Annotated in this window: 15 protein-coding genes; 4 read left to right on the plus strand and 11 right to left on the minus strand. The window is 68.1% G+C overall.

Annotated elements, in window-relative coordinates; all coding sequences use genetic code 11:
• Positions 1-27: 27 nt before the first annotated feature.
• Positions 28-2436, minus strand: a complete 2409-nt coding sequence (locus GXY15_11865; GenBank protein ID NLV41907.1) for a hypothetical protein — start codon at positions 2434-2436, stop codon at positions 28-30.
• A gap of 471 nt (positions 2437-2907) precedes the next feature.
• On the opposite strand from GXY15_11865, the gene speD reads away from it, so the two are divergent.
• Both speD and GXY15_11875 read left to right on the plus strand, forming a co-directional pair.
• The gene (gene speD / locus GXY15_11870; protein ID NLV41908.1) at positions 2908-3270 is read left to right on the plus strand and encodes an adenosylmethionine decarboxylase; all 363 of its coding nucleotides are present in this window, start codon (positions 2908-2910) and stop codon (positions 3268-3270) included.
• 29 nt (positions 3271-3299) lie between these two features.
• Positions 3300-4391 carry a deoxyhypusine synthase family protein gene (locus GXY15_11875; protein NLV41909.1) on the plus strand — a complete coding sequence of 364 codons (1092 nt, stop codon included), beginning with the start codon at positions 3300-3302 and terminating at the stop codon, positions 4389-4391.
• A 303-nt stretch (positions 4392-4694) separates the two neighbouring features.
• Here the strand turns inward: GXY15_11875 and GXY15_11880 are convergent, their stop codons facing one another.
• The 9 genes from GXY15_11880 to GXY15_11920 all read right to left on the minus strand — a co-directional run bounded on the left by GXY15_11880 (position 4695) and on the right by GXY15_11920 (position 16384).
• A complete protein-coding gene (locus GXY15_11880) occupies positions 4695-5969 on the minus strand; it encodes a methyltransferase (GenBank protein ID NLV41910.1) in 1275 nt (424 codons plus the stop codon).
• 19 nt (positions 5970-5988) lie between these two features.
• Positions 5989-7389, minus strand: coding sequence for a sugar porter family MFS transporter (locus GXY15_11885; protein ID NLV41911.1), 1401 nt, complete (start codon positions 7387-7389; stop codon positions 5989-5991).
• Between the two features lie 210 nt (positions 7390-7599).
• Positions 7600-8070, minus strand: coding sequence for a hypothetical protein (locus GXY15_11890; GenBank protein NLV41912.1), 471 nt, complete (start codon positions 8068-8070; stop codon positions 7600-7602).
• A 444-nt stretch (positions 8071-8514) separates the two neighbouring features.
• Positions 8515-9702 carry an MFS transporter gene (locus GXY15_11895; GenBank protein ID NLV41913.1) on the minus strand — a complete coding sequence of 396 codons (1188 nt, stop codon included), beginning with the start codon at positions 9700-9702 and terminating at the stop codon, positions 8515-8517.
• A gap of 39 nt (positions 9703-9741) precedes the next feature.
• Positions 9742-10803 (minus strand): tryptophan--tRNA ligase, encoded by a 1062-nt coding sequence (gene trpS, locus GXY15_11900; protein NLV41914.1) that lies wholly within the window; start codon positions 10801-10803, stop codon positions 9742-9744.
• 229 nt (positions 10804-11032) lie between these two features.
• On the minus strand, positions 11033-12313 hold the full coding sequence (locus GXY15_11905) for a hypothetical protein (protein NLV41915.1): 1281 nt from the start codon (positions 12311-12313) through the stop codon (positions 11033-11035).
• Between the two features lie 450 nt (positions 12314-12763).
• Positions 12764-14590: a DUF3592 domain-containing protein gene (locus GXY15_11910; GenBank protein NLV41916.1), complete on the minus strand. Its 1827-nt coding sequence runs from the start codon at positions 14588-14590 to the stop codon at positions 12764-12766.
• Between the two features lie 239 nt (positions 14591-14829).
• Positions 14830-16005 carry an exo-alpha-sialidase gene (locus tag GXY15_11915; protein ID NLV41917.1) on the minus strand — a complete coding sequence of 392 codons (1176 nt, stop codon included), beginning with the start codon at positions 16003-16005 and terminating at the stop codon, positions 14830-14832.
• Between the two features lie 229 nt (positions 16006-16234).
• Positions 16235-16384 carry a hypothetical protein gene (locus GXY15_11920; GenBank protein ID NLV41918.1) on the minus strand — a complete coding sequence of 50 codons (150 nt, stop codon included), beginning with the start codon at positions 16382-16384 and terminating at the stop codon, positions 16235-16237.
• A gap of 114 nt (positions 16385-16498) precedes the next feature.
• Here GXY15_11920 and GXY15_11925 point away from each other — a divergent pair, with 114 nt between their 5' ends.
• Positions 16499-17674, plus strand: a complete 1176-nt coding sequence (locus tag GXY15_11925; GenBank protein NLV41919.1) for a metallophosphoesterase family protein — start codon at positions 16499-16501, stop codon at positions 17672-17674.
• Positions 17675-17774: 100 nt separating this feature from the next.
• On the plus strand, positions 17775-18938 hold the full coding sequence (locus tag GXY15_11930; GenBank protein ID NLV41920.1) for a Gfo/Idh/MocA family oxidoreductase: 1164 nt from the start codon (positions 17775-17777) through the stop codon (positions 18936-18938).
• A gap of 138 nt (positions 18939-19076) precedes the next feature.
• On the opposite strand, the gene GXY15_11935 is transcribed toward GXY15_11930, so the two are convergent.
• Positions 19077-22343: a DNA methyltransferase gene (locus tag GXY15_11935; protein ID NLV41921.1), complete on the minus strand. Its 3267-nt coding sequence runs from the start codon at positions 22341-22343 to the stop codon at positions 19077-19079.
• Positions 22344-22478 lie beyond the last annotated feature (135 nt).

The raw sequence follows: 22478 nt of genomic DNA on the forward strand, positions 1-22478 counted from the left end.
GCCTTTCCCATCCGCGCGATCTGCGGATCACTCCTCCTCCAGTCCCTCCGCCAGCACCAGGTTCACGGTCCACCCGGCGGGCGCATTGACGGTGTGATGGATCTTCTTCCCGTTCCGGACCCAGGCGAGCTGGACGATGTCCGGGCCCACGGGCACCGCGCCCGCGCAGTGCTCCAGGGGCACGTCGGGGATGAGGATGTCCACGGTCTTGTTCACGGCGTCCACGCGGCGCAGGCCGAGGACGTCGCGGTAGAAGGTGACGGCCGCGTGGGACGCGAAGCCGTGGTTGAGGCTGGCGCTGTCCTGCACGTTCTCCCAGAGGGTCCCCGTGCGGTCGGCCATGTACTTGAGGTAGCCGATGGACTCGTCCATGATCTGCCGCGGGCGCCCGGCGCGGGACAGCAGCTCCATGCGGAGCATGTTGCCGATGAAGGAGTTGGCCGGGGGCACGGACGGATGCCCGCCCTGCTTCACGCGGTCGGGGCCGAATTCGTCGAGCAGCGCGCGCCACAGCTCCGCGTCGCGCTCCGGCGTGGCCACGCCGAAGTAGAAGGCGAAGTACTGGCAGACCTCCGTCGTGTTGTCCGTCACCGTGAGCGCGCCGTCCTTGCGGAGGGCGTTGTCGGAGTAGAACAGCCCGCCCTTGCAGGACTGTTTTCGGATGGTCTCGCGGAGGGCGGCGGCCTTGTCCCGCAGGTCGTCGCGGCCGTAGAGCCGCGCCGCCGTGTCCAGCATCCCCGCGTAGAGCATGTTGCTCGGGTAGTTGACGTCCTGCACAAAGTTGTTCGCCGCGGACCATTCGACAAAGACCCAGCTTTCCAGCTTCTCCAGCAGGCCGTCGGTGTTCTCAAAGGGCTTGAAGTAGTCCAGCAGCGCCATCACGCGCGGCTGGAGGGCGTCCACCAGCGCGCGGTCGCCGCTGCGGTCGAGGTATTCCCCGAGCTCCATGACGAACCACATGGCCCAGTTGGGGATGAACACGCCGTCGTTGTGGTCGGCGGGGTAGCACATGGGCAGCATGCCCTGGGGCAGGTGGGGGAAGGAGTCGGCGAGCAGGTAGTTCTCCAGGAAGACCCTCTCCACCCGCGTGTCACCGCTGAGCATCAGGGCCGTCCGCGACGTGAAGAAGGAGTCGCACAGCCACCCGGCGCGCTCGCGGTGGGGGCAGTCCATGAACACGTCCACGGCGTTCTGGGCGAAAGTTGTGCGGGCCGCCGCGAACAGCTCGTTGAGCCGCGGGTCGGAGGCCAGGAAGGAGGCGCGGGCCGTGTCGTCGTTCTGGTAGAGCCGCAGGCCGTAGTCGCCGATCTCCATGCCGCCGTCGGGAGAGTAGAACTTCATATAGCGCATGGTGTGCGCCTCGAAGCCCTCCAGCGCGTGGTCGCCCGGCTGCAGGTCAAAGGTCAGGGCGTTCACGCAGCCCAGCCGCTTCCAGTCCACATCGCCGTTGGTCAGGGCCTCGTCGAACAGCACATACAGCCGCGCCGGCCGGGCGCAGCGCACCTTCATGCGGGGGAACCCGCTCAGGTTGACGCCCAGGTCGGCGATGGCGAAGCTCCCGGCGTCCAGCCGGATCACCGCGCCCGCCTCGTCCTTCGGCTCGATCTTGCCCGTCTTCAGCCGCTGGAGGTCCATGGAGGGGACGGTTTCCAGCTCCTTCTCCGGGTATCCCCTGAGCTCCGGGCCGATGTTCACCAGGCTCCGGTCCTTCCAGTACTGCTTCGGCTCGTCGGGCCCCATGACGCCCCGCGCGCAGACCTTCCCCGCCGGGTGGACGGCGAACTGGGGATAGGGCACGCCCCGGGGCAGCAGGGGCCGCGGGGCCAGGGCGGCGCATTTCGCCGGGGCGAAGGCCGCGTCCGGGTCGGCGCGCCAGGCGAAGGTTTCGGGGGCCAGGCGCCACACCTCGATCTGGGGCCGCTGGAAACTGTACCGCTGGACCTTCTGCGCGCGCTCCTTGATGACCGTGCCGGGGAATCCGCCCGCGCCGTCGGCGCCGGTCCACGCGAGCGCCTTCTCCCCGGCCACCACCTCGGCCTGGAGGAACGACGGCTGGTCGAGGACGTAATAGCTGTTGGTGTTGTACCCGGCGACCTCCACGGCCACCACGTTGCGGCCCGCGCGCACGCGGCCCGCCAGGGGCCACGCGTCCACGCGGTACTGGCCGCGTCCCGCCCGCGCGGGGCCATAGCCCAGAAACTCGCCGTTGACGAAGCAGCGGTACAGCGTGCTGCCTGTGGCGCGCAGGGAGAGGTCCGCCGCCTGCGCCTGTTCGGCGGACAGGTCCAGCACGGCCCGGAAGCCCATTTGCAGGTTGATCTCCGTTTCGCGGCCCTCGGCCCAGACGGGAACGGCGGCGAGGAAGGCGGCGGGCTCCGCCGGGGCGGCGAGGGAAAGGCCTCCCAGCAGGACAACGAGCAGGGCGGACGGGGTCATGGGGATTCCTCCTGTGCGGAACGCGGGTTCCTGGTAACCGGGGCCTGTCGGGCCGTGCGGGATGGGCGCGGCGCGGGCGCAGTATACCCGAAACCCGAAATGCGGGGGAATGGCGAAAGTTGAAAAACCTGCGCGCGCATGCGGCCCCGGGGGGCACGGGGGATATATTCTTGACCTCCGGACGGGTGTTTGCGCCCGAAAAACCGCATATAAGTCCTGATTTCCCAGCGGGTTATGCAAAAGAGAAAAAAGTGCGGGCAAATGCTTGATTTCCGGGCGTAATTACTTTATCATTCGCCCTCCCAAACCGGAGGTGTGTCCAAAGGAGCGGGTGGGTAAACCCCCGCCGTGCGGGGTCATCCGTCGTCTGCGGCTCAGGCGGCGTACCTGCGCGGTTAGTCTGCGGCAACAAATCATAGGAGGGTTTATGAGTTGCAGAAGGGTAAACATCTACTGATCGACTGTCGTAACGTGGCCCGCGCCGTTTGTCTCGATGACAAAGGCATGATGAACGCGATGGCGCGTGCGGCCGAGCGGGCCGGGGCCACCGTGGTCTCCCAGATCCGGTACAAATTCGGCCAAGACTCCCCCCCTGGTTTCACCGCCGTCGTCATGCTCGACGAGAGCCATGTCTCCGCGCACACCTACGCGGACCTCGGGCTGATCGCGCTGGACGTCTTCACCTGCGGCTCCACCGAGCCCAGGGATGTCCTGCGCTACATCCGCGAGGAGCTCAATCTCGGCGATGTCACCATCAAGGAGTGTGGCCGGTTCCTGACGCACGAGGCGGAAACCGCCCCGGCGTACGAGCCCGAAGCCGTCCTGGTTTCGTGAGCCGCCGCCCCAACCGGAGCACCCTCTGAATGTCCACCCGCAACCTCCATGACGGGCGCGAAGACGGCCTCATGCCGTTGGAGAGCCTCGATTTGGCCCGCGTGAATTCCTTCGCCGGGCTGGTGCGCGCCATGGCCAAGACGGCCTTTGGCGGGCGCCAGCTCGGCGATGCCCTTGACGTGTTTCTCGCCATGGCCCGCGACCCCGGGTGCCGCGTCGTGCTCACCCTGTCCGGCGCCATGACCGTGGCCAAGCAGGGCCGCATCATCTGCGAGCTCATTGACCGCGGGCTGGTGCACGCCGTCGTGGCCACGGGCGCCCTCATGGCCCACGGCCTCACGGAGTCCATCGGCCTCACCCACTACGCCGTCAGCCCGGACGCCGACGACGCGGAGCTCTTCGAGAAGGGCTACAACCGCATCTACGACACCCTGGAGATGGAGTCGAACCTCAACGGCGTGTGCGAGCTCGTCGCCGGGGTGCTCGCCACCTACCAGCCCGAGGACGGCGTGTGGTCCTCCGGCCGCTTCTGCCGCGCCGTCGGCGAGGAGCTGGACCGGCTCGACCAGGGCCCCGGCATTCTCCGCAGCGCGTACCGCGCCGGGGTGCCCGTGTTCATCCCCGCCTTCACGGACAGCGAGATGGGGCTGGACTTCTCCACCTGGGCCATGTCCGCCGCCCTGCGGGCGAAGGGGCTGCTGGACTCCGGCAAGGCCCTCGACCCCGACGAGGTCTTCGTGGCCATCCCGCCCTACAACCCCTTCCTCGACCTCCAGGAGTACGCCCGGTTCATCGGCAGGGCCGAAACCCTGGGCATCTTCACCATCGGCGGCGGCGTCCCCCGCAACTGGGCCCAGCAGGTGGCCCCCTACTTCGACATCACCGCCGACCGCCTCGGCATCGGGCTGCCCGAGCCGCGCTTCAAGTACGGCCTGCGCATCTGCCCCGAGCCCGTGCAGTGGGGCGGCCTCTCCGGCTGCACCTACAGCGAGGGCGTGAGCTGGGGCAAGTTCATCGCCCCCGCCCAGGGCGGCCGCCACGCCGAGGTCCTCAGCGACGCCACCGTCGTCTGGCCCCTCCTCATGAAGGCCGCCTTCGAAGTCCTCGACGGGGAGAAGTAGCCCCGGTCGGGCGTCGGAGAGGCCCCACGTTCATGTCTTCGGCGGCGGAACTGTCTCTTGAGGGGGCAAGGGTTCGACGTCCGTCCGCAGGGCGCTTTTGGGGGTAATGTCCCTGAAGGGGACAAATGTGGGAAGCCGGAGGTGACCGAAGGGAACCTCCGGTGCGCGGGTCCGCGCGCTTCTGTCCGGAGGTTCCCTTCGGCCACCTCCGCCTGTTCCTATTCTTCCCCTCCGGGGAGGGAAGATGTGCACACACAGGAAAAGCCGTGTCTTCTTCTTCTTGCGCCCGGGCGAACCACACGCTCAGTCCGCATGCGAATACTCCCGGCACTCCGCCAGGGTCTCGTACATGGCGGCGAGGTTTTCGACGGGGATCTGGGCCTGGACGTTGTGGGTGGGGTTGAAGATGAAGCCGCCGCCGGGGCCGAAGATGCGGATGCGCTCGCGGACCTGGCGGCGCACGTCGTCGGGGGTGCCGAAGGGGAGCGCGCCCTGGGTGTCCACACCGCCGCCCCAAAAAGTGATGCGGTCGCCGTAGGTCGCCTTGAGGGTTTCGGGGTCCATGCCGGCGGCGGAGCACTGGACGGGGTTGAGGATGTCGAAGCCCGCGTCCACGAAGTCGTCGAGGAAGGCGGACACGGCCCCGCAGGAGTGGATGAAGGTCTTCCAGTTGGTGCGGGTGTGGACCCAGTCGTTGACCCGCCTGTGGAAGGGCTTGAAGAGGTCGCGGTAGGCCTGGGGGGAGATGAAGGGGCCGTGCTGGGTGCCGAAGTCGGTGCCCGTGACGAAGACCGCCGTGACCCTGTCGCCGACGGCCCGGTGGAGCTTCTCCCAGTTGGCCAGGGCAATGCCGCACTGGCGGTCGAAGATTTCCTGGACCAGATCAAAGCGCGCGGTGGTGCTCATGTACCACTCGGCGATGTCGCGGATGCCGCGCGGGTGCTTGAGCCAGGGCGCGGGCACGAGGGCGATGTCGCCGAAGGCGGTGCCGCCGAAGTTCGCCAGGATGGCGCGGCCCGTGGCGGCGAGGCGCTCGGCCCCGGCGCGGAAATGCTCCACGACCTCGTCGGACACGGGCTCGAACTCCTGGAGGTTGTCCTCCGCGCGCAGCGCGTCGTCGTCCAGCGGGTCCTGGCGCACGATGGTGTCGAAGTAGAAGCCGCCCTTGGGCAGGCGGCCGCTGGGGGGCGCGGAGGTGTCGCCCTCGGGGTACATGAGGATGTCGCCGTTGGGCTCGGGGTCCGTGGTGAACGCCTCCGGCACGAGGACGGGCGTGCCGTCGAAGAAGGTCCAGGCCTTCCACCCCTCGTTGCGGAAGCCGAACATGTTCGTGGGCGCGCCGAGGCCGACCACGTCCACGCCGAGGGCGTCCATGAGGTCCGGGGCGATCTCGCCGAGCATCTGGTACGGCTCGACGACCCTGACCGGCGTGCCGGGCGGGTCGAGGCCGAGGCGCTGGCGCAGGGCGTACACGGAGGAGACGTGCATCCCCGTGACGGAGCTCGCGCCGAGGTCCAGCGGCACGCGGTCCGCCTCGCGGTGGTTCAGGGCCAGCTCCACGCGCTCGCGTGATGTCATGTCGTGTCCTCCCGCGGCGTCAAGGCCGCCGTGCTGTCCACAGTTCCTCGACCTCCTCCAGGGGCCTCCCCTTGGTCTCGGGGACGAAGCGCGCGATGAACACCAGCGCCACGACGCACAGGACCCCGTAGACAAAGAACGACCTGCCGGCGAACAGCTCCAGCAGTTTCGGGAAGGTCTGGGTCACCACAAAGTTCGCGCACCACAGGCACAGCGTGGCCACGGACATGGCCGTGCCGCGCAGGCGGGTGGGGTAGATCTCCGAGAGGACCACCCACACCACGGGGCCCATGGCGACGGCGAAAAAGGCCACATAGGCCAGCACGCACAGGAGCACCAGCGGCCCGCCGAGGGACCCGGTGACGAAGGCGGTGCCCAGGGCGAAGAGCGACAGCCCCATGCCCGCCGCCGCCGCCAACAGGAGCGGTTTCCGCCCGACGCGGTCCACCACATAGATCGCCACGAGCGTGAACCCGAGGTTCACCGCGCCCACGCCGACGGTCTGCACGATGGCGGCCGTCGCGCCGAAGCCCGCGCTCTCGAATATCTTCGGCGCGTAGTACAGCACCACGTTGATGCCCGTCACCTGCTGGAGGACCGCCAGCACGACGCCCACGGCCAGCGCCATGCGCATCCCCGGCGCGAAGAGCGCGCCGACGGAGGGCTTCTCCTCCCGCGCGAGGGCCTCCGTGATGGCGTCCACCTCGGCCCGGGCGGCGGCCGCGCCCACGGTGCGCGTCAGCACGCGCAGGGCCTCGGCGGCGCGCCCGCGCTTGACCAGCCAGCGGGGGCTCTCGGGCACCAGCAGCAGCATGCCCAGGAACAGGGCGCAGGGGACCACCTCCGAGCCCATCATGGCGCGCCAGCCCCACTGCACGTTCCATGCGCGGCCCGCGCCCGACTCGCCCAGCCACGCGATGAGGGCGTTCACAAAATACACCACCAGGAAGCCGGAGATGATGGCAAACTGGTTGAGGGAGACCATGCGCCCGCGCACGGGGGCCGGCGAGATTTCGGCGATGTACAGCGGCGACAGCATGGACGCCATGCCCACGCCCACCCCGCCGATGATCCGGGCCACGGCGAACTCCGCCAGGTTGCGCGGGACGGCCGACCCGACGGCGGACACGGTGAACAGCACGGCGGCCAGCAGCAGGATGTTGCGGCGGCCGAAGGCGTCGCTGAGCACCCCCGCGCACAACGCGCCCGCCACGCACCCGACGAGGGCGCTCGACACCGCCCACCCCTCCATGACGGCGTCCAGCGCGAAGCGCTCCTTCAGAAAACCGATGGCCCCCGAGATCACCCCCGTGTCATAGCCGAACAGCAGTCCGCCCAGCGCGGCAACCCCCGAAAGGAGATACACATACGCCAGACTTCCGCCGTCCGCGCGCGGCGCCGCCGCTCCGGGATGTGCCATGACCGCCTCCTTGTGCGCGCCCGTCCGGGGCGCAAAGACCGTCAAGACTCTGCCCAACGACGGCCCACGCCTGCAACTTTGTCGCCGACCGAGGGTTCGCAGAAAAGATGTCCGGTCCCGCCCCCTGGGAGCGCCAGGCTCCAGCCTGGCCTCTTTCTGCTGGACGGGAAACGCGGCGGCGCGGGCGAATTCCCAGACGGTAACAGGCCCTTATTTCAGCCCCTCCGGATTCCGCAGACTTCTGGATTTCATCAGCACCAGCGAGACTTGCACCGCCAGGGCGAGCGGCATGAGATAGCGTCTCACGGGGGACAGGAGGCCCAACAGAATGTCTCCCCTCCCGCCAATGCAGCATGACTCGACAAGCAACAGCCCAACAGGGGCGCACACCGCCCAGGTCAGCATCACACCCCCGGCCAGAAACAGCCGTTCCTTCCCCCTCAACGGGGCCAGCGCCCCACCCCGGCTGTGGAGGCAAATGCCTGTCATGCAAACAGGAAACGCGGCAAATGCCAGCGCATCCATGACCGCCACAACCCAGAAGATCAACCACACCCCGGTGGTGAGCCTGGGTACCGCCATGGAAAACAGGATCTGGCCTGACAGGGCGCAGCTAACCAGCGCGTAGAAGGCGATACTTGGAAGGACTACGCGAAATAGTGCCTGTCCCGCCAGTTTCATTCCTGCTCCCGAAAGAATCAGGCACCGCAGAAGGAGGGGGCGCCGACAGGACGCCAGCCCGTCTCCATGCCTTTTGTACGTTGTCAGTCCGGAACGGGGTGTTTTGGTCTCCGCTGGCGGGCATGGGAATGGCCACCAGGCGCGGGGGTTCCCATATCTTGTGGGGGGGTGATTTTGGGGGTTATCCCCAAGTTATCCACAGGCCGCCGGGCGGTTATGCCCCGGTTTTCCCCGAAACCCCGTTTTGGAACACATCCCCCCAGCACCGGCGCATCTCCCTGCAAATGTTCGGGTTGCATGGGTGGTCTTGGGCGGATGTCAGGAGTCTGACAGAGTTATCCACCGGTTATGCACGGTCTCTACCTGTGTTTTCCCCGGAGTTATCCCCAAGGAGGGCGAGTTTTCCACAGGGGAGGTTGCACAAGATATGGACGGACCGGCAGGTCAGTCCTGCCGGGGGGCGGCCCAGGCGGCGGGGGCGGGCACCCAGCGGGAGACCGCCGCGATGACGAGGCCGAGGCCGGCGGCGGCGAGGAAGAGGCGCTCATAGCCCAGCAGCGCCCAGATGGTCCCCGCGAGGATGGGGATGGTCATGGAGGCAAGGTGGTTCACGGAGACGCCCATGGAGAGGGTGCCGGTGATCTCGGAGGGGGAGTCCGCGAGGCGGGACATGTAGACGACCCGGCTGGTGCCCATGGTGAAGAGGAGGTTGTCGAGGATGTAGCAGGCGCAGGCCACGTTCAGGGCGCGGGCGGGGTCGCCCCCGGCGATGGGCAGAGCGTAGCCGTAGCCGATGCAGACCAGCGCGATGGAAATCCCCTCGGCCGTCATAACGGCTCGCTCGCCGAAGCGGTCTATGGCGCGGCCGACGGCGGGCTTGAACGCCAGCCCGAGCACGGAGGCGATGACGAGCAGCCCGGCGATGGTGTTGGCCGGGCGGCCGTAGACCTGGATGAGGACCCACGGCCCGAAGGTGAGGAATATCTGCTTGCGCGCGCCGTTGAGCAGCTCCAGCAGGTAGTACAGGCGGAACTTGCGGCGGAAGACCAGGCGCTCGCGGCGCTGGTGCACGTGGGGCATGCGCATGAAGACATAGAGCCCGGCGGCGGCGGCGGCCACGACGGCCATGGCCTGGAAGACCGCCTGAAACTGCGGGTTCTCCCGGTCCAGCAGCCAGTAGATGGCCCCGGCCCCGGCTATGCTCCCCGCGGTGGCCACGGCGCCCACGCGCCCCAGCAGCCTGCCGAGCTGGCCCGGTTTGGCGAGCGCCACGGTCAGCGAGTCGGCCATGGGCATCATGAGGTGCTGCCCCGCGCTGGCGAGGACCATCATGGCGACGGTCGCGCCGAAGTGGCCGCTGAAGACGGCCATGCCGACGAGGCCCGCGCAGAAGACGGCGGCGGCCAGCGCGCCCACGTGGGTGAGGGGCAGCATGCACAGGAGCCCGGTCATGGCCACGACCAGGAGACCGGGCAGCTCGCGCGGGAACTCCAGCCGCCCGCGCACGACCTCGGAGATCCCGTAGGCCGAGGAGAGGTAGTTGTTCATCACGGAGTCATAGCCGCCCGCCGCCGCCGCCATGCAGGCCACGGCCAGACAATAGAAGGCAAGCTGTCGCGCGCGTGCGCTCATGGCGCCGGACGCCTCCGGGGATGTGCGGGCGGGCCGGGCTCAGGCCCGGTAGAGGGAATGGCCGATGCCCATGGCCGCGCGGACCGCCTCGACGGTCTCCAGGGCCACGGGGGTCACGCGCCGGGCGTTCTCGCGGAGGAACTCCTCCACGGCCGCGGCGCTGTTCGCCGGGTCGTTGTACCGCGCGATGATGGGGTCGTTGAACTTGGAGCAGTGCTCCGCCGCGGCCTTCTTGAGGTTTCCGTAAAACTTGCCGCCCTTCCGGTACTCCTCCAGGAACTCCAGGAAGACCTCGCGCGGGGCGAGCAGGTCGAGAAGCCGGTAGAGCACGCCCACGCCGGCGGGCATCTTCGGGATCACGGTGTCCGCGTCGGTGCTGTCCGTGTCCAGCGGCGCGGGCTCGGTGGTGGTGGGCACCGCCTTGATCTTCTTCAGCACCGTGGCCGGGTCGTCCAGCAGGTCGAGGGTGTTGTGGTCGCTCTTGCCCATCTTCGCCGCGCCGTCGAGGCCGGGCAGGCGCAGGGCGTCGCGGCTGATGGGCCGGGGCACGTGGAAGGTCTCGCCGAAGCGGCTGTTGAAGCGCGTGGCCAGGTCAATGGCCATCTCCAGGTGCTGCCGCTGGTCCTCGCCCACGGGCACGATGTCCGCCTTCACGATGAGGATGTCGGCCGCCATGAGCACGGGATAGCCGAGCAGCCCGTAGGAGAGGGGGTTGCCCTCGGCCTTCGGGTCCTCGCGCAGTTTCGACAGCTTGTCCTTGTACGTCGTGCCGCGCTCCAACAGGCCGATGTTCGTGATCATGCCCAGCAGCAGGCTCAGCTCGGCGGTGCAGGGCAGGTCGCTCTGGCGGTAGATCACCGACTTGCGCGGGTCCAGGCCGCAGGCCACATAGGTCCGCAGCATCTCCAGCGTGTTGCCGTAGAGGTCCTGGCGGTCCGTCACCGTCGTGAGGGCGTGGTAGTCCGCGATGAAGTAGTAGCAGGTCGCCCTGTCCTCCTCCTGCAGCCGGAGGAAGTGGCGCACCGCGCCGAAATAGTTCCCGTAATGCAGCCGGCCCGTCGGGCGGATGCCGGAGAGTATGGTCTCACGCTTGGCGGACATGGGGGAGGGTTCCTGTGGGTTGGCCCCGGAGGGGGCGGTGCCCAAAGCATACCCCCAACCCACCGGGGCGGTCAAATGGGGGGAGAGGGCCGGGACGTTTGCGGGACGGCTGGAAACGTAGACGCGGCATCTTGCCGCGTTCTTTGGGCCAACGAAGACCCCAAGAACGCGGCAAGATGCCGCGTCTACCGTGCGGGGAGACGGGGCGGCAAAAGGCTTCCGAAACGGGTCACTCCACGGCTTTAGTGGTCCACCGGAACACGGGGGAGACGTTGCCCGCGCGGTCCAGATATTGCACGCGCACCGTGCGGTAGCCCCAGCCGGGCAGGGTCCACGCCTTGGAGGACACAGCGGCCTCCCACGGCGTCCAGGTGTACCCGTTGCCGCTGAGGCGCATCCGGGACACGCCGGAACCGTGGTCCACCCAGAACAGATTCAGAACGACGTCCAGCGTGTCCGTGGTGGGTGCCCCGTTGTTGATCACGATGGCGCCGTCGGGCGGCGTCTGGTCGAGCAGGATGGTGTCGGTGTACCGGACGGACACGTTGCCCGCCTTGTCGCGGAACTGCGCCCGCACGGTCTTCACGCCGTCGCCGGGGTCCAGCGCCCACGCTTTGGTGGGGGCGGGTTTCTGCCACGCGGACCACGTCGCGCCGTTGTTGCTGAAGCGCATGCCGCCGACCCCGGCCCCGTCACCGTCGTCCCACGTCAGGTCAAGCAGGACGTTCGGGTTGTTCGTGCGGGCCGCGCCGCCCTCCACCAGGACGGAACCCGTGGGCGGAACGCTCTCCTGCACGACGAACTGGTCCAGCCAGCCGCAGTTTGCACCGGCGCCGGGATCCCCCGGTCCGCGGGAGAAGAACCAGGCAATCTGGTGCCCCCCCGGCCCCAGGGGCACCGTTTCCAGAATCCAGTCTGTTTCCCCGGTAAGCGTAATATTGCGGAGGCCGTCCACTTCATAGTAATACTGCCCCCCTCCGGGGGTGCAGGAGGCTCTCCACCAGAAACTGACAACGCATGGGCCCGTGACGAATGTCGCCATGTTCGACGCCTCGTCGGCGGCCACCGCACCGCTTTGCAGGGCGTTGTGGCCGTCATGGCTCACCGCCTCCTGGACAAACCAGGGCGAGAGGGCCGGGGGAAGAGCGGGGGTTATCCAGAACCGGTTGCACGCGCCGGCGCCGTCGCACAGCGCGTAGGGGCTGTAGGTGCCGGTGACGGTGATGGTGTCCATATTGGGCACGCCGACGGACTGGGCGGGCGGGGTGCGCCAATTGGGCGCCGGGCTGAAGGACACGGTGTGTGTTGCTGAGGAAACCTCCACCGTGGCGCCGGAATCCTGCCAGGCACCGTCGTCCACCCGCCATTGGGCCCCCGCCGCCGCGGCCTCAGGGGGCTGAATGGTTGTCCGCACATAGCCGAAGGCGGTGGCGTGCGCCGCGCCGCATCCCCCCAGGCAGGCCAGCACCACCAGGAAAACAAACAGATGTGACGAACTCTTGCGAAACATGCGGACCCTCCTTTCTCCGGGGCGCGCCGGAACGCGCTGCCCCTCGCAGAAAACCCCGACATTGCGGCGCGCGCCGCAACACTCCCAATAATAGCACGGCCACCCGGAATTGACAAGGCCTTTTTCCGCCGGGCAACGGCAAAAAGTGTCCCGCAGGAAGCTCCGAAGAGCGGCATGACCGCCCCCCGGAAGGGCTGGCGCATTTCAAGGTTGAATGCTGTATCTGAAGAAAGACGCCGGAAACGCGCACCGAGGCGGCACGGGCTTCCAGTCCGTGGTTCTTGGGCCGCATCCATGACTCAAAACCACGGGCTGGAAACCCGTGCCACCTCGGTGCCCGTGCACGACATCCTCTTGAAAACGCCTCCTCTCAACCCCAAGATGCCCTGACATGGATGGGCAGGATATGCAGGATTTCTTGCCTCATCCTGTCCATCCTGCCCATCCATGTTAACAACCCCTGGCGCGAACACCCTCGAGAGAAGGCGGCGGTCCGCCGTATTCCCGGACGGCCGTCTCGAGGGCGTGGACGACCGCGCGGGCGGCGTCCTGCCGCAGGCGGCTGGCGACGTGGATTTTGCCGCCGCCGTGTTTCAGGACGGCCACGGAGTAGTAGAGCGTGTTTCCCGCCTGCATGGTCTTCCTGGCGTCCAGTCCGGCGATGTCGCTGAAGGCGACCCGCCGCTCGCGGCCGAGGCCGAAGAGGCCGCCGCGCGCGCGGAGCCCGTCGCGGTTCACCTCCACCCGGCTGCTGCCGAAGTAGAGGTCCAGCGAGGCCCACACCAGGATCAGCAGGAAAAGGCCGAAGACCGCCGGAAAGAGGAACGGGGCGTGCAGTTTGAACAGCAGCGCGACCACGCCGCCCCAGATGCCCGTGAACACGAGGGAGCCCAGCGCCATGCCCGGCTGGCGGAACATGGGAAACGCGAGCGCCATGCCGCCGCCGGGGGCGGGCACCGTCAGCACGCCTGCGCGCCGCAGGGTTTCCCCCGTCTTCGCCGGGTCCGGCGCGGCGGGGTCGGGGATCGCGTTGCCCGCCTCGTCCAGCGCCATGACCACCGTGCCGTCGTCCGCCGCCGCCGCCGCGCCCGGGGCGGGGCTGTCGGCCGTGCGGAACACGGGCACCTGGAACGCGGCCGAGAAATCCACCCCCGGCACGGCCATCCGCGCGCGCAGCCGCCAGAGGAGCTGGTTGTCCGGGTCCTCCTCGTCCGTGGGGGGCTGCTCCGGCGGGATGAGGAAGCGCACCGGGATGAGGGTGGCGCGGCTCTCCTGCACCAGGGCGCGGCGCGGCACGGAGCTTTCCTCCTGCCAGAGGATGTCCTCCGAGGTGTGGCGGTTCTTCCCCGAGCCCGTGGTGACGCGGCGGACGCATTCCAGCACCGTCACCGCGTCCTTCTCCGGCAGCACCACCGTGGGGATGCGCACCCGCCCGGAGAGCATCCCGCCCACCACGCCGGGCACGGCGTCCATCTCAAACACCGTGTTGCCGTAGCGCCGCCACTGCAGGGCGAAGTAGACCGCCACGGCGATGGCCCCCAGCCCCACCAGCGGGAAGAGCAGCCCGATCAGCGCCGCCGTGTTGCCCCCCTGCACCTCGCCGGGCACGAAAAAAAGCACGGGCGACGAGACCAGATTCCACAGCGCGGCGAAGGCAAACGCGCCGAACATCTTTCCCTTGCTGTGGGCCGAGATCACCCCCGCGTCCCACTCCTTCTTCCAGCGCCAGGGGGCGTCGGGATGCCGCTCCCGCAGCGCCGCCGTCTCGCGGGCTGCCCGCCCGCCGAAGAACGCCGCCCCCAGGATGCCAAAGCCCGCCCCGCCGAACACGAGCCCGAAAATCAGCATGAACCCCAGCATCTCGATGCGCGGGTTCCGGTAGAGCACCGCCTGCGACGGGTCGTCGGGGTTCACAAAGCAGGGAAACGGGCGGCCGCTGTCCCGGTGCTCCTCCAGTTCCGCCGCCGCGCGCCGGTGGAACGACCCGACGTTGTCGCTCCCCGTGTGGACGGAGACCCGGTCGCCCCGGTACTCCCGCCCCTCCCACTCGTAGGCGTACTCCGCCTCCACGCGGTAGGTGGTGCTGTCGTCGGAACGGCTCTCCACCAGCCCCACGCAGTCAATCCGCGCGGGCACCTCCCGCCACGACTGCATGGACACCCACGAAGAGACGGTCCACGCGAACATCCCCAGCGCCCCCACGCCCACCGCCGCAAACGGCAGCGCAAACAGCACCAGGCACCCCGCTCCGCCCGAAGCCTTCTTGCTCACACCCATGCGCGCAACTCCCCGCGGGCCCGCCCCGCCAGCCGGGAAATCTTACCAGAACGCGCGGAGGGGCGTCGTGGTTTCATGTCTGAAGACAAGGCAGGCGGGACGCCTGCGCTACGGAAGAGAGCAAGACACGGCAGGCGGGACGCCTGCGCTACGGGGATTCCCGGCGGCGCGCCCTTCCGTAGCGCAGGCGTCCCGCCTGCCTTGTCTTCGGTCCTTGCGGGAGACTCGCGTTCGCCGCGTCAGCGCGGGGGCAGGGCGACCTCGACGAAGCGGGTCTCGCGGCGGTCGCGGTCGTAGGCGAAGACGAGGCGGCCGTCCACGATCAGCGGGCAGGGGTAGGCGAGCTGGCCGCCGGTGATCACATCGGCCCGGACGGACCAGGTCTCCATCTCGTCATTGCTGAGCCAGATCGAGAGCGGGTCGCGGACGGCGCCCCGGCCCACGACGCCGCCGGTGGCGTTGTGGATGAGGGCGATGCGCCCGTCGGGCAGGCGCAGAAGCGCGGGGAGCGACGTGGGATTGGGGATGTCGGTCTGCCGGGCACCGGTCCAGGTGCGGCCGTTGTCGCGGCTGTCGGCGCGCCAGAGGAACCCGCCGTATTCGGCGCGCATGAGCATCACGACGCGCCCGTCGCGGAGCTGGACCGCGGTGCCCTCAAGCAGGCCGAGGGGGCGGTTGCGGATGCCCGCGTGCTCCGTCAGGCCGCGCAGCTCGGAGTCGGCGGTGGTGACGGCCGAGGCCCCGTGGAGGTGGGTGCAGAACTTGTCCGGGCGGGCGTCGGGCGCGGGGGGCAGGGCGAGGGCCTCCGCCTCGCTTTGCGCGCGCGCGAGCGCCTCAATGGGCGCGGTCAGCGGGACGGGCCGCCGCTCGAAGAAGGACGCGGGGAAGAGCCATTCGCCGTTGGCCAGCCGCACGGGGCGGCCGAGCATGACGTTCTCCTCCGGGCGAAGCCGGAAAGGCTCCCGCGCGGACCACGTTGCGCCGTGGTCCTTCGACTCCATGCGGAAGTAGTGCCACACGGTGTACTGGAGTTCCGAGGGCCAGCCCGCGCCCAGGGCGACCAGCCGCCCGTCGGGCAGGGCCTGCATGGACGTCACAGCGGCGGCCTCCGCGCCCGCCTCCACAAGGATCCACGGCGCGCCCCAGGTTTGGCCTCGGTCCGTCGAGCGCGCCGCCAGCACATTGTTGTCCCGCGACGGCTCGTTGTCAGTCCCCGAAAGCCACCAGCAGAGCAGGTCGCCGTTGGCCGCCTCGCAGAGGCTCGCGCCGCAGGCCAGCCGGTAGGTGACCCCGCCATGCGTCCAGCCCGCGCGGCCGTCAAAAACGACCGTTTCCCGCACCGTGACCCCCTGCGCCGCCGCGCACGCCGCCCCCGCAAGCACCGCACCCGCAACCAGCATCCAGCTCCGCATCATGGCCGTTCTCCGCGTTTCCCCCATTGTGTCCCCCCGCATGGGCGCGCGGCAAGCGGCGGTAGGGGCGGATTGCCGCGTTGGCCGGAGCTCTGGCGGGCACGTAGACGCGGCATCTTGCCGCGTTCTTGGGACCTTCCGTTGACCCAAAGAACGCGGCAAGATGCCGCGTCTACGTGCCCGGCCCTCCCGCAGCGCTCACTTCATTGGCAGAGTTCCCGACTCCGGACGGTCAGGGGCTCGCAATGACCGCGAAAATGCTCGTCATGGCAATGACCGCGAAAATGCTCGTCATGGCAATGACTGCGGAAATGCGCGTCATTGCGAAGGCGCGCAGCGCCTGAAGCAACCTCGTTCCCGGTATCGCCTCGTTTCTCGCCATGTCTTTTCCGGCGGGGTTGCATCGGTGGGGGGGAGGGGTTCAAAGTAGAGGGGCAAGGGTCGGCAGGCGCCGCCGCCGGGAAGGACGCGGCGAACACAAAATGAGGAAGATGCCATGCGCATGACACGACACTCCCTGGGCGCGGGACTCCTTCTTTCGGTTCTGGCGGCGGCCGCGCTGTGCGCGCCGACGGCTGCGGCGCTGGAGATCATCGTCCAGCCGTACCTCCAGTACCCCACGCAGACGGCCATCACGGTCTGCTGGGAGACGGACCAGCCGGCGGCGTCGGAGGCCGCGTGCGGCGCCTCCGCGGCGAAGCTGGAGTGGGCGCCCGCCACGGGCGACGCCACGGTGCACCAGGCCACGTTCAAGGGCCTGGAGACCGACCAGTGCTATTTCTACCAGGTGCGCTCGACGGCGGCGGACGGCACGGTGGTCAAGAGCGAGGTGCTGACCTTCCAGACCGCCGTGGGCGACGAGTCGCCCTTCTCCTTCATCGTGATGTGCGACACGCAGTCAAACCCGAACGAGCTGTCCACGCTGGCGAACCTGGCGTGGGCGCAGCGGCCGCATTTCGTGCTGCTTGGCGGCGACCATGTGAGCGACGGCACGGTGAAGGAGCAGTGGACCGGCCACTTTTTCGCGAACATGCACCCGCTCATCAGCCGGGCGGCCCTCATCCCCACCTTCGGCAACCATGACAAGGACTCGCCGTACTACTACGAGTATTTCGCCCTGCCGGACCCGGAGTACTGCTACAGCTTCCGCTACGGGAACCTGGAACTGTTCCTGCTTGACTCGCAGCGGCCCATGCGGGCGGACTCCGAGCAGTATGCGTGGGTGGAGGGCGCGCTGAAGGCGTCCAGGGCCGACTGGAAGATCGTGTGCTTCCACAAGGTGCCCTACTCCTCCGACTTCAACGACTACGGCGCCACGGACAAGGTGCGCACTCCGGGCGGCGACCTGGGCCTGCGCCGCATCCTGCCGCTCTTCGAGAAGCACGGCGTGGACATCGTCTGGGGCGGCCACATCCACTCCTACGAGCGCACCCACCCGCTGAAGGGGGGAAAGCCGGTCCTCGAGGGCGGCATCCTCTACATGATCACCGGCGGCGGCGGCGGCGGGCTGGAGCAGTTCGCCCCGTGGCGGCTTCCCTTCTCCGCCAAGGTCTACAGTGGCCACCACTACTGCCTCGTGTCGGTCCACGGCCCCACGCTGCGCATTGAGGCCCGCGACCTCCAGGACCGCATCTTCGACCAGGTGGAGCTCAGCAAGAACAAACGGCGGTAGTCCGGGCGCCCGTGCGCGCCCGGATGCGCCCGCAATCGGATTCTTTAAACCAAGGAGCAGTGCCATGAGCGCAGGGTTTTCCCGCAGATCGTTTCTGAAGATGTCCGCCTGGGCGGCCGGCGCGGCCATGGCGCGCGGCGCGTTCGCCGCGGACGGCGCGCCCATCCAGGGCTTTGAGGACACCGGCGGCGCCCGCGCCGACAGCGCGGTGTGGACGCCCGTGTCCGACCGCAAACTGCGCGTCGGCATCGCGGGCTACGGCGTGTGCCAGTTCGGCGCCGCCTTCGGGTTCCAGGACCACCCCAACGTGGAGGTGGCCGCCGTCACCGACCTCATCCCCGAGCGCTGCGGCGAGCTGGCGAAGATCTGCCGCTGCCCCGTCACCTACCCCTCCCTGGAGGAGATGGTGAAGGACCCGAAACTGGAGGCCGTCTTCATCGCCACGGACGCGCCGAGCCACGCGCGCCACTGCATCGAGGCCATGAAGCACGGCAAGCACGCCGCCACCGCCGTCCCCGCCTGTTTCGGCTCCATTGAGGAGGGCGAGGCCGTGCTGGAGACCGTGAAGTCCACCGGCCTCAAGTACATGATGTTCGAGACCACCGCCTACCGCGACGAGTGCCACGCCATGCGCGCGCTTTACGCCGCGGGCGCCCTGGGCGACATCCTCTACACCGAGGGCGAGTACTACCACTACATGGACACGCCCATTGACTCCTACAAGGGCTGGCGGATCGGCCTGCCGCCCCAGTGGTACCCCACCCACTCCAACGGCTTCTACTCCTGCATCGCCGGCGGCCGGTTCACCGGGGTCTCCTGCGTCGGCACAAAAAGCGCCATCAAGGACTTCCAGCCGGAGAACAACCGCTACCAGAACCCCTTCGGCACCGAGATCGCCCTCTTCAAGACCAGCGACGGCGGCACCGCCCGCATGGCCGTCAGCTGGGACACCCCCGGCCACCACGGCGAGATGGGCCGCGTCCGCGGCAGCAAGGGGTCCGTCAGCGGCGTGGTCTACGACGGCGTCGCCGACGTCTCCAAGATAGACATCAAAAAGCCCGCCCTGCCCCCCGGCATGGACGGCGGCGGCCACGGCGGCTCCCACGGCAACCTCTGCAACGAGTTCGTCACGGCCATCCTCCAGGACCGCAAGCCGCTGGTGGACATCGCCCTCGCCCTCAACATGACCGTCGCCGGCATCATCGCCCACAGCTCCGCCCTCAAGGACGGCGAGTGGATGAAAATCCCGCAGTACAGCCTGTAGCCGGCCCGAAGCGCGAATACCGTAGACGCGGCATCTTGCCGCGTTCTTTGGGGTGAACGAAAGGCCCGAAAGAACGCGGCAAGATGCCGCGTCTACGGTTACGGTGGGGGGGGCGCCCGTTCTCTTCTCCGTGCGCCGTCAGCCCAGGGGCCAGCCGCCGTGGGCGGCGATGACGGTGTCAATCTGGCTTGTCAGCGCCAGCGTGGCGCCCAGGGCCGCCACGATCTGAAGGTACCGCGTGATCTCATCGTAGTCCAGCGCGCGCCGCCGCCGGTCCTTCAGCCATTTCTCGCACACCTGGTAGCCCCCGACGTGGAAGTTCCACACCGCCGGGGAAACGCCCTCGAAATACTGCGCGTCGTTGATGTGGACCCGCCCCAGCGCCTCCGTGTAGCGCACCGCCGCCACCGTGTTGTCCCCCGCCACGGGGAACGACGCCCCGCCCTCCGCCGCCGTCTCCAGCAGGTGCAGGCCCCGCAGCCGCCGCCCCAGCCCCACCAGCGCCGCAAAGAGTTTCCGGTCCGACGTCACCGGCACCCGGGGGAAATCCATCCGCAAAAACGGCGCATACCGCGCCCGGTACGCCGGCGAATGCAGCACCGCGTACAGGTAGTCAAACACATCCTCCGGCCCGAAGGTCTTCTTCAGGTCCCCGGTCCCGTCCCCCACAAACGCCAGCTTCACCCGCCCCGCCACCTCCTCCACAAACCCCGCCGACAGGTTCGCCCGCCGCCGGATGCCGTAGGCCCGCGCCTCCTCCCGCGCCGCCATCTCCTCCAGGTCCTCCGCCGCGTCCCCGTGGTCCACATACAGGTACAGGGGGAAAAGGTAATTGACCTCCTTGATCGAAACCGTGTGGTGCTGGATCAGGTAACGCGTGCAAAAAACATGCTCCCACCCCCGGCCAATCTCCACCGAACGCGTGGTGCCAAGACCAAGATTCTCCCCCGCAAGCATGTGGCGAGACACGCGCACGCGCCGGTGAACGGCCACATTCGGGTCGTACACTGTCCACCGCACATCAAACGGTCGGTACAGAACAGGCGTAACCTTTTCCTTCCATGCGCCGTCTTTCAATTCGTTCTTTGCCCGGGCGTAATCCCACTGACTCTGTGAACAAAGCCGAAAAATCGCGCGGGCATCTTCCTCTGACGTGGTCTTGAGAAACCGGCGGATCTTCTCCGCGGATTCCTCGGCAGTCCACGAAATGGCGAACTCATCGTGGGTGGTGACCATGCCGGGGGCTGGATCACCGGATGGACTGAAGATGTCTGCCAGAGACCATCCCGACTCGTATTCCGCAAGAACGCTCGCATTCTGCGGTACGAAGAGCTGGAAGGGGTCCCTGGGTTTTACCCTTGTCCATTTGGTTGTGCGGACATCGTGGTCGTAAAGGTAGCGGTACTTGCCCCCAATGAGATTCCGGTTGCCCTTCGCGTCGGTTTCCCAAATTTCGCGCGGCCCCCACACCTCGGCATGATGAATCTTCGCGGGTTTGGAATCCGTGCCGTTCTTCCGCTTCACGAAGAGGCCGATGGAAACGCCCTGCTGGATGTCGAAGACATTCTCGTCCTTTGATCCGTCCGGCGCCTTTTCCTTCTTCTTGACGCTTCCATGCAGGTCCAGGACGAAGATGTCATCGAAGGTCTTCATGAGGCTGCGGCGCATGCCGTGGAAGGTGGGGTTATCCAGATAGCCGTGGTTGCTGATGAAGGCCAGCACGCCGTATCCGGTCTGTTCGATGCGCGATTGGGCAAAGCGGAAAAACTTCACGTAGTCATCGCTGAGCCATTTCGCCTGGCCGGGCTTCTTCAGGTCCGGATACCCGTCCTTGTATTCCCCCATAAGCCGTGTGATCCATTCGCCCTTGTTGACCGAATGCCCGGAATACGGGGGGTTTCCGAGGACGACCATGACGGGGTGGCGGGTTTTGACCTGTCCGGCGGCGTTGGCCTCCTCGGCGATGAGGTTGGCGAAGAGGGGGAGGTCGCCGAGGGAGAAGGCCTCCTCGAGGGTGTTGGTGAGGTAGACGCGGAGGCGCTCGCCGGACTGGAAGGTGTAGCCGGACTCGGCGAGCTGGAGGCCGAGCTTCATGTGGGCGACGGCGTAGGGGGCCATGAGCAGCTCGAAGCCGAAGAGGCGGGGGAGGAGGTGGTCCTTGACGTAGCCGTTCCAGAGGCCGTCGCCGCCCTTGCGGCAGACGGCGCCGTGGATGAGGTCCACCACGCCGTGGAGAAAGGTGCCGGTGCCCGCGGCGGGGTCGAGAATGAGGACGCGGTGGATGTCGCCCACCTTTTTGCGCTGGACCTGGGCGCCCCCGTTGGGGATGTGGTGCTCGTGGACGGGAACCTTGTCGGTGGAGGCGAGGCCGTCGGCGACGCCGAAGTCGCGGCGGAGGATGGCGTCCACGGAGCGGACGATGTAGGAGACGACGGGCTCGGGCGTGTAGTAGACGCCGCGGGCCTCGCGCAGGGCCGCGTCGTAGGCGGCGAGGAAGGTCTCGTAGAAGTGGACGACCGGGTCCTCCTGCCGGGTGCGCCGCCCGAAATCCTTGAGCACGGCGCCCATGTCGGCGCGGTCGAGGAGCTGGGCCAGGTGGTCCACGGCCCAGGCGAGGCGGACGTCGAGCCCCGGCCCGGCGATGTGGCCGAACATCTGGCGGAGGAAGGGGTTGGTCTCGGGCAGCTCGAAGGCGGCGGCCTCGCGGGTGAAGGCGCCCCGCTCCGCCCTGTGGTTGCAGCGGGCGGCGAAGAGGCCGTAGCAGATGGTCTGGGCGTACATGTCGGCGAACTGCGCGGGCTCCAGGTCGTGCAGCAGCACCTGGCGGAAGGCCTCCAACTGGCCGTGCAGCGTGTCGCTGCGGCCCTCCTGCGTGAACGCCGCCCCGATCACCTGTCGCAGAATCCGCGCCGTCGCCGCCATCCGCCGCGCCAGATCGTCCGGCGTCGCCACACCGGGAAACGACGCCGTCAGGAAGGCGTCCATAAGGTTGGCGAGAAGCGATTCTCCGGCTTGGTTAACCCGCAGCTTTCCGTTATCGCCCGGACGGGCCAGCCTCGCGTCCATCACATACTCCCCGGCCTGGTAGAGGCGGAACTCAAGGTAGTCGGTGAGGATGAGGTTGGGGAGGCCCTCAAGGTAGCGCTTGAGCTGTTCGGAGCGCTCGACCTCGTCGAGGTTTTTGCCGATGTCCTTGGCCTCGATGTAGCCGACGGCGCCGTGCCCCTCGGTGACAATGTAGTCGGGGGCGCCGCAGGCGGCGCGGGTGGGCTCGTTGGTGGCGGTGAGGCCCTTCTTGAACGACTCGACGAGGGCCTGGAGGGCGGCGCGGTGGGTGTGCTCGGTGGCCATGCCGGTGGCGAGCTGCCGCTCAATTTCGCGCAGATACGCCCTGACCGGGTTCATGGGATGCCTCCTCCTGGGAACGGGAACCGGCCCCCAGTATGAAGCATCCGCGCCCCGTTTTCAATCGCGCCAAATGGCCCTAATCGCCGGATCAGATGTTGTGAAAACCGAAGCCGAGGCGAGAACGAGGTTGCT

This window comes from Candidatus Hydrogenedentota bacterium (assembly GCA_012730045.1).
Classification (GTDB): Bacteria; Hydrogenedentota; Hydrogenedentia; order Hydrogenedentales; family CAITNO01; genus JAAYBR01.